Consider the following 4,345-nt stretch of genomic DNA (forward strand, 5'->3'; position numbering starts at 1 on the left):
AGGAGAAACGCAAATGATAACTTCCAATGAAGTTAGTGCCTCTTCTAACGGCACTCAATGGCAATCCATCAACTGGAAAGCCGTCGAGCAGCAAGTATTAAAGCTTCAGATGCGCATTGCAAAAGCAACCAGAGAAGGTAAACAAGGCAAAGTAAAAGCTCTGCAATGGATACTGACTCACTCGAAATCAGCAAAATTATTTGCTGTTAAACGAGTATCACAAAACAAAGGCAGTAAAACACCAGGAATTGACGGCATCATCTGGAACTCCGATGCCCGTCGTATGGCTGCGGTTAATAAACTGAGTAGAAAAGGCTACCAAGCCAAACCGCTCAGGCGTATCTATATCCCGAAAAAAAAACGGTAAGCTCAGACCTTTAGGCATTCCATGCATGATAGACAGAGCGCAACAAGCGTTACATCTTACTGCTTTGGATCCTGTATCTGAGACTATCGCCGACCCAAACAGCTATGGTTTTCGACCTAACCGTAGCACCGCTGATGCTATAGCTCAGTGCTTTAAGTGTCTGTGTAAAAAAGGCTCAGCACAATGGGTTCTTGAGGGCGACATCAAAGCCTGCTTCGATAAGATTGGTCATCAATGGCTAATCGATAACATTCAGCTGGATAAAAGAATGCTGAAGCAATGGCTTAAGTGTGGTTTTATCGATAAGGGATTATTCTATAAAACGGCAGAAGGAACGCCGCAAGGTGGGATAATCTCCCCAACGCTTATGTTGTTGACGCTTGCTGGTTTAGAACAACTGGTTAAGTCAATCGCTCGTAAGACTGGCAATAAGATCAATTTTATAGGTTACGCCGATGATTTCGTGATTACAGGCACTTCAAAGGAAGTGCTCACCAATGAAATCAAACCGCAACTGATTCACTTTCTACAAGAAAGAGGCTTAACACTCTCTGAAGAGAAAACGCATATTACTCATATCAATGATGGTTTTGACTTTCTGGGATTCAATGTCAGAAAGTATAACGGCAAACTACTCATTAAACCGAGTAAAAGTAATGTACTGTCATTTTTGAGAAACATGCGTGAACTCATCAGAAAACATCTAACTATCCCAGTGAATGACCTCATCAAGATAATAAATCCCAAACTGAGAGGATGGGCGAACTATTATCGCCATTGTGTAGCAAAGCAAGTCTTCGGTTATGTAGGCCATCAAATATTCCTGATGCTGTGGAGGTGGGCGATCAGGCGTCATCCAAACAAAAGTAGACACTGGATAGCGCGGAAATATTTTCTGAATCGTAAAGGCCAATGGCAATTTCACGGTTGGCAGAAAATAGCGAACATGGATTGTTTATTCAACCTTGTTCAAATTGCCCATACCCCGATAAAAAGACATGTAAAAATCAGAGGTGCGGCTACCCCCTACGATCCTCAATATGAAGCTTACTTAAGTAAGCGGAAACTTGGAAAGGAATGTAGAAACACTTGGTTTAATCCGGTCTTGGCTGCCTTGTAAGGTAAGGTTTCTGGGTAACATAATACGCCTTAGTGGAGGCTTGAGCCGTATGCAGTGAAAGTTGCACGTACGGTTCTTAGGAGGGCGACACCTGGTAACAGGTGTCGTCTATCCGCCCCTTTGCGCCTTAGACAGATAATTCGCTAACGCCTGCAAAGCGTGTCATAAACTTACAAAATTGAGGCCAATTTCACTTGGACACAACACAATAGACCTTTAACGGATAACCCACAGCCTATAAGCACATGTTATAGTCACAAATTTGGTTCACTAAATGATAATTTCGAAGCACCCTTCAAAGCTGAGCTTACCGCAGACTAACCCCGGCGTTGCAACAGTGTTGGAATACCTGATCATTAAATTCCCTTATATTGATGCCCATATTTGGCGGCAGCGCATCGCCGATGGCAAGGTACACCGCCACGACGGTTCACTGATAACGACACAATCGCTTTTTAAAGCACAGCAACGGATCTACTATTATAGGGAAGTCGAAAACGAGCCTTGCATCCCCTTCAGGGAAACGATTATATTTCAGGATCAACATATTTTAGTGGCCTATAAACCCCACTTTCTAGCAGTGATCCCCGGCGGTAAATATGTAAATGAATGTTTGCAAAATCGTTTACGACGCAGCACTGGTATTGAGTCTCTACAAGCGTTGCACCGCTTGGATAGAGTGACAGCTGGATTGGTCGTATTCTCTGTTAACCCAGACACCCGTCATCGTTACCATCATTTATTTGAAACACGACAAATACACAAAACCTACCAGGCAATTGCCAAAATTAGTGATGGTGAAAACCTTATAGGTCAGGAGTGGGAAGTGAAGAATCGTATCGTGCAATCCGAACCACGGTTTTGCATGCGTGTGACCGAGGGCGAAGCCAATAGCCACTCAGTGATTCGATGCGTGCAACAATCTACTCAGAAGGCGTTATTTGAATTAAACCCCGTTACAGGTAAAACCCATCAATTACGTGTTCACATGCAGGCACTAGGCTGGCCCATACTAAATGACAAATACTACCCGCAATTGCAGCCACTATCTGCGGATAACTATTCAACACCATTACAGTTACTGGCAAAAGAGCTTCAATTTATTGACCCAGTGACTCAGCAACCAAGGTGCTTTAGTTATGACCGTAACTTATCGCTGAAATGAGGTAAAACAACCAACGGCGGACAAACATATGCATTCTCGAAGTAAGCTAGATGTCTTCCCAGTAAAAGTTTAGCCAAGCTTTGCTTTAATCAACAGTAGTGTTTTGAGGGTCACCCATTAGTTAGTTCCGGTCAAGCTGATATGCAAGTTTCCTTGGATGTTTTTTTAACCAAGTTTAAATCGTACATGAACCGCTAATTTGTTGCTTATTAATACGCACCTAAAAATCACAATGTTGGTGTCAATATGCACCAGTCACCCATCTGAATTAAAGCGGTGTAGTCATGCAATGTTGTATGGCTACTGCTCTTGGCTTTATAAGCCTCAGTAATTATTTAGTGCCAAGGTTAATCCAGTTCTTTGCAGCTATTTCTGCAACTTAACAGATCTATGGCTCGGTTTTATTCAAACCGTCCAACCCGTTGTGGCTTTAACCTTGGGCATATCTTTTTACAACAAATGAGATGGTATCGTTCAAGGCTCAATCAGGTCTGATGGTTATACCAACCCTCGGGGTAACTCATGAACGATGCCAAATTCTTAACAAAATGCTTTTTCTGCATCAAACGGTACTTTATCTCGCAACACATAAAAACAGGCTCTGGCTAATTTATGTGCCACTGTTTTAATGGCAATCGTTTGATTAGTTTTAGCTAATTTTCGTTGATAATAGCTTTTAACGGTTTTGTTATAACGAATGGCAAAATTGGCGGCTTCAACAAAAGCCCAAGCTAAGTATTTGTTACCATTTTTGGCATTGGTTTTACCTTTCTTTTTACCATTGCTATAACGAGCACCACTGACACAGCGGCAATAGGAAGCGTAATTCCCAACTTTATTGAAACGGCTAATATCGCCCGTTTCTAACATGATAGTGAGCGCGAGAATATTGCCAATACCGTCAATGGTGATCAGTTGTTGAAAATCTTGAGTTAATTTAACTTGTGTTAATACAATCTTTTCTAATAGTTTGATTTGCTCTTTTAGACACTTCATCACGACCAGATTACAAATTGTTGCTTGTGCAGTGTTGGTTGATAGGAAATGCTTTTCTATTGCTTCTGGTGTTAACTGCTTTATCTTATTATTACTCATCTTATAGCTTAAATGACGCATATACAGTCCCTGAATAGACAAGAGATTCTGCGTAGCTTGCTGAACAAGTTGCATACGTTTACGCATTAAATCACGGACGGTTCGTTGTTCTTTTGGGTAAATATAACCTTCAGGTAATACACCTAATCGGAGCATTTCAGCAAGCCAATCAGCATCAGTTTTATCATCCCCATATTTCAAACCTGAGTATTGCTGAATAGCTACAGTATTAGCGAGATGTACTTGGAAGTTAGCTTCATTCAGGGCGTCAACCAGCCAATACCAGTTGAACGTAGACTCAACGACTAAGCCTGTTAATTGCTTCTTGAATGGAGCAAGAAACAGAAAAATTTGTTTTATATCGTTAGGTAATTTACGTCGAGCCATAACATCACCCGTTTCATCTTTAATTGAAAAAACACTGTTGTTTGAATGTAAATCAATGCCACCATATAGTTTCATTTTAAAGCCCTCGTTTTAGCTATGTATACAACATACACTCTAGGCTTGAACGTGAATCGTAGGAACTTACTATATGATTATCAGGTCTTTAATCTTGACTCGGTGTCTTTTGTCCACTTTTATGAAAATTCAAAAC

At 41.1% G+C, this 4,345-nt stretch carries 2 protein-coding genes and 1 pseudogene; 2 read left to right on the forward strand and 1 reads right to left on the reverse strand.

Going from position 1 to position 4,345, the window contains the following annotated elements; all coding sequences use genetic code 11:
* Window positions 1-13: 13 nt before the first annotated feature.
* Window positions 14-1,487 (forward strand): annotated as a pseudogene (gene ltrA / locus AC4GME_RS15600) (group II intron reverse transcriptase/maturase).
* Between the two features lie 274 nt (window positions 1,488-1,761).
* Window positions 1,762-2,652, forward strand: coding sequence for a pseudouridine synthase (locus AC4GME_RS15605; RefSeq protein WP_490379723.1), 891 nt, complete (start codon window positions 1,762-1,764; stop codon window positions 2,650-2,652).
* Window positions 2,653-3,192: 540 nt separating this feature from the next.
* Here AC4GME_RS15605 and AC4GME_RS15610 read toward each other — a convergent pair.
* The gene (locus AC4GME_RS15610) at window positions 3,193-4,209 is read right to left on the reverse strand and encodes an IS110 family RNA-guided transposase (RefSeq protein ID WP_490379724.1); all 1,017 of its coding nucleotides are present in this window, start codon (window positions 4,207-4,209) and stop codon (window positions 3,193-3,195) included.
* Between the last annotated feature and the right edge of the window lie 136 nt (window positions 4,210-4,345).

The organism is Psychromonas sp. (assembly GCF_983033635.1).

Bases quoted from the DNA above. Each gene is read 5' to 3' on its own strand.
- AC4GME_RS15605 (WP_490379723.1), top strand. From the start codon at position 1,762: ATGATAATTTCGAAGCACCCTTCAAAGCTGAGCTTACCGCAGACTAAC.
- AC4GME_RS15610 (WP_490379724.1), bottom strand. From the start codon at position 4,209: ATGAAACTATATGGTGGCATTGATTTACATTCAAACAACAGTGTTTTT.